Origin of the sequence: Mycobacterium sp., assembly GCF_032162105.1 — a bacterium.
In the GTDB taxonomy this organism is placed as follows: Bacteria; Actinomycetota; Actinomycetes; order Mycobacteriales; family Mycobacteriaceae; genus Mycobacterium.
Genome location: NZ_JAVRPS010000624.1, coordinates 1 through 3,898, shown reverse-complemented (window position 1 = coordinate 3,898; position 3,898 = coordinate 1). Strand labels below are relative to the sequence as shown.

Here is a 3,898-nt window from a genome sequence, read left to right as displayed (position 1 = left end):
GCCACGGTGTCAACGACTTCTCGGTCGCCTCCGAGCAGTACTACATGAGCGTGGATCCCAACAACACCGTGCTTGCCGAAACGACCTTCACGGGTGAGCATTTCGCGTGGCTCGACGGCACCAAGAGTCCGGTGGCGTGGGTGCGGCAGTGGGGTGACGGGCGAGTCTTCTATCACTCCATCGGGCACGCCCCGCAGGACCTGGCCGGCGACGACGCGCGTCGGCTGACCAAGCAGGGCATCGTCTGGGCGGCCAGGAGCTGATCGACGTTGAGGGAAAAGCGGATGGCGTCTTCCAGATGGTGGTATTCGCCTCGCCGCGTGCCCGCGTCAAGGGCTGGATACCCGGTGGGCAGTGGTCGCTTGGCAAATCTGGATGGCCAGTCGGGATCGGTGCGCTCATCTAGGGCGTGCTGTCCATGATCGTGCTGGCACGACCCAACGGTGACACCCACCTGGCGTTCTTCGACCGCTGAATTGCCCTGATCGGATTCATCGTCGTCGCCGCCATCGGTCTGAGTACATGGCCATAGCCAAGCCCTACCGGTACTCCACGGCTCCCGAAGGCGATGCGATCGCCATCGCCAACCTGCTGCGCGAACACCGCGCCAAACACGACATGCCGACATTCGTCGAGGACGTGCCGTTGGCCGAGCGGCCGACTAGCCCTGCCGAGGCGCAGGTCCGGTCGTCGACCTGATGATGAGCTCGGTAGTCATGATCGAACGCCTTCGGGATTGGCCGGCAATGAGGTCAAGCAATATCTTCGCCGCGGTCCGGCCCTTGTCCCGCAACGGCTGACGTATCGTCGTCAGACCCACCAGGTCGGCAATCGGGGCATCGTCGAAACCGATCACCGACACAGCGTCTGGAACCGCAATGCCGTTGCTCGACAACGCCTTCAGAGCCGCCACGGCATGAACGTCCGACGTCGCGACGATCGCCGTTGGGGCGAACTCGCGAATGAGTAGGTCGGCAGCGGCCAGTCCGCTTGGCATGTCGATGTTCGCGGCTTCGATCAACGCGACGTCCGAGACGCGGACGCCGTGGTCGGACAAGGCCTGACGGTAGCCGGCCAGACGCTCTCGGAGATAGGTCTCCTTGGATGTTCCCGCATCGGCCCAGTAGCGATACCCAGGTGACGGTAGAGGACCGAGGCGATCGGTGATCACCCCGATTCGCCTGTGCCCCAAGCTGAGAACGTGGTCCATCTGTTCGGCGCCCGCCTGCCGATGGTCCACCGTCACGTAGGGCAGATGGGGAACTCGGGGAGAGTCGATGGCGACTGCGGGAATCTCCCGTGCGCGCACCGCTTCGACAACGGGATGGTCGTCGGGGAGGCAATGAATCACCACGCCGTCGACCAGCCCGCGCAAGACCGCCGGCTTTACCGGGTCGTTGCCGTCACCCCGCTGCGCGTCGACGGGTAACAGCGTCAGAGCGACGTCGGCGAGCTCGCCGACCTCGACGATGCCCCGTACCAGCAGCATGGTGGACGGATCCTCGACGGCCAGCGACAGCGATCCGGGAATGAGAACCCCTACCGCTCCGATACGGCCAAGGCGCAGACTGCTTCCGGCGATGTTGGGCCCGGTGTATCCAAGGCTGGCTGCCACGGCGAAGATGTGCTCGCGCCTGACCGCCGACACGCGTTGTGATCCGCTGTAGGCGTAGGACACCGAGGCCTGCGATACCCCCGCCGCCGCGGCGACGTCCTTCATGGTGACCATGTCGCTAGGCAGAGTAGTCCTCCCCGCGCGGGGATCGGGTGGCGCCGGGACGCTCGGTCAGGACTTCACGATGAAGCCGGCATCGATGACTAGCGTGGTGGCCGTGATGTAGCGCCCGGGTTCGGTCACCAGGTACACGATCGCATTGCTGACGTCGCTGGGGTCGATCCACGGCACCGGCAGGATGTGCGTGCCAGTGAAAGTGTCGAGGACGTCGTCACGCGTTGGCTTGTCGAGGTCGGGGCGGAACAGTCCATAGACGAAGTCGTTGTTGATCATGTGGGTGTCCACGCAGGTGGGATTGACCGAGTTGACCCGAATGCCGTACTGCCCCAACTCACGTGCCAACGACGTCATCAAGCCGGTCACACCGTGTTTGGAAGCGGCTTAGGACGAGATGTTCTCCGCACCCTTCAGAGCCTCCGTCGAACCGATGAAGACGATGCTTCCGCCCTCATTCTGGGCGATGAGCGTCGGTACTGCCGCCTTCACCGTGTGAAAGACGCCGTTGAGATTGATGTCGATCATTTCACGCCAGTCCTCTGGGGTGATCTCCCACGTCTTGGCGCCGGAGCAGATGCCCGCATTGGGGATGACGATGTCGACACGGCCGAACTGCTGCATACCACGGTCGAACACGGCCTTCACCTGGTCGAAGTCCCGGGTATCGGCGATCTCGGCAACGATGTCACCACCGGCTTGCTTCACCAGGCGCACCGTCTCCTGAAGGTCTTCCTCGGTTGCGCCGTCATACGCAGTCGTCGACGGCTTGGCACACAGATCCAGGCCGATGATGTTGGCGCCCTCCTTGGCGAGCGTCAGTGCGTGTGAGCGGCCCTGGCCACGGGCCACGCCGGTGATGAAGACGACCTTGCCGTCGAGTTGTCCCATGGTTGACTCCGATCGTGAGAGTTGATGCGCGCCAGATCGACGTTGAGATGAATCGTATCACCTACTGCCGTAGAACTGATTTCACCAATACGTGTAGTCGACAGATGATTCGATTCACGCTTGGGGGCGCGCTGACGAGCTGACGCCTCCGTTAAGCCGCGTCACCGTCGTGTCGAAGTGAGTGCAGCCCAAGCACGGCAACGGAGATCGACCTGAGGCTACCGGCCTCCGCCGAGCCTGCTAGCCACGTCGGCCCGCGGGCGTGCATGCTGCACGTCTGGGATGAACGGGACGGTTTGGTCAGTCACACCAGTCAGATTGGCCACTTCGACGGGCCCTATCCGTGCGCGTGACTCAAGTGATGAAACGACTCCGATAGCCGGAACCTTCGAGGTTCCAACTGTCCAGGCGCACCGGTCGAACGCGGATGACGTCGGCACCGGATATCTCCGCAAGTTCGGCAATGCCGTGTACCTCCAAGCCGCGACCACTTGGTTCATCGAAGCCCCGGAGGGGCAACGAAGGGTCGTCGACGACCAGCGACACCCGTGGATCGCGGCGAACGTTGCGGTACTTCTGCGATTCGCGCAATCGGGCACTACTGATGTCGACCGATCCCAGGTCGCTGTTCACGAAGAAGGTCACCGGATGGATCTGCGGTGCGTCGTCCGGTCCGATGGTCGCCAATCGACCCTGCTGGCGCGACTCGAGGAAGCGCAACTCGGTGTCGGTGAACACTGCGCCATCCTCCCGCTCAACTGTGATTGGACGTGCTGGCGATGTTACTGGCGCGGTTGGGTAGCAAGGCGAATGTGGTGTCGCCGGGCCGACATTCGGCGCACGAGCCGACACTACGGAGGTGCGATTGGCAGCCGTGTGCCCGGCGCATTCGTCTACTGTTCACGAAACGTGCGATTGCGCCGGTGCATCTGCGGTCAACTTCAGCGACCATGGACGGCCGCGACCGCCAGAGCTCGCAGGATGGTTTCGCTACCTCGACTAGCGCTGTGAGCAGCGACGACATGGGCGCCGTGGCCGCCTCGGAGTTCCGGCCACCGCTCGGCGCGATGCGCTCAGCAACCATTGGCCCTTGAGAGTAAGTGCACCCTAATTGTACGTATCGTGAAGCGAATCACGCTGCGTATTCACACTTGGCGTCTACTCATCGGCGACGAGATCTTCAACACTTGAACAGTACTCGTTCATCCCGACACAAGACGGTCGCGGTCACGCCCGGCCTGAACAGACCACACGAAAGACGATTCGTCGACCGGCGTC

At 63.0% G+C, this 3,898-nt stretch carries 4 protein-coding genes and 1 pseudogene; 2 read left to right on the top strand and 3 right to left on the bottom strand.

Features of this window, described 5'->3' with window-relative positions:
* Together QOC69_RS31690 and QOC69_RS31685 are read left to right on the top strand one after the other, a co-directional pair.
* Positions 1–263 (top strand): ThuA domain-containing protein (locus QOC69_RS31690; protein ID WP_526446462.1); only part of this gene is annotated, 263 nt, incomplete at its 5' end.
* Positions 264–522: 259 nt separating this feature from the next.
* On the top strand, positions 523–699 hold the full coding sequence (locus QOC69_RS31685; RefSeq protein WP_526446461.1) for a hypothetical protein: 177 nt from the start codon (positions 523–525) through the stop codon (positions 697–699).
* On the opposite strand, the gene QOC69_RS31680 is transcribed toward QOC69_RS31685, so the two are convergent.
* The 3 genes and pseudogenes from QOC69_RS31680 to QOC69_RS31670 all read right to left on the bottom strand — a co-directional run bounded on the left by QOC69_RS31680 (position 662) and on the right by QOC69_RS31670 (position 3,358).
* The gene (locus QOC69_RS31680) at positions 662–1,729 is read right to left on the bottom strand and encodes a LacI family DNA-binding transcriptional regulator (RefSeq protein WP_526446460.1); all 1,068 of its coding nucleotides are present in this window, start codon (positions 1,727–1,729) and stop codon (positions 662–664) included. The genes QOC69_RS31685 and QOC69_RS31680 overlap by 38 nt on opposite strands.
* A gap of 57 nt (positions 1,730–1,786) precedes the next feature.
* Positions 1,787–2,620, bottom strand: a pseudogene (locus QOC69_RS31675) (mycofactocin-coupled SDR family oxidoreductase).
* 354 nt (positions 2,621–2,974) lie between these two features.
* Entirely contained in the window at positions 2,975–3,358 is a 384-nt protein-coding gene (locus QOC69_RS31670; protein ID WP_526446459.1) for a PPOX class F420-dependent oxidoreductase, read from the bottom strand.
* Positions 3,359–3,898: the final 540 nt, after the last annotated feature.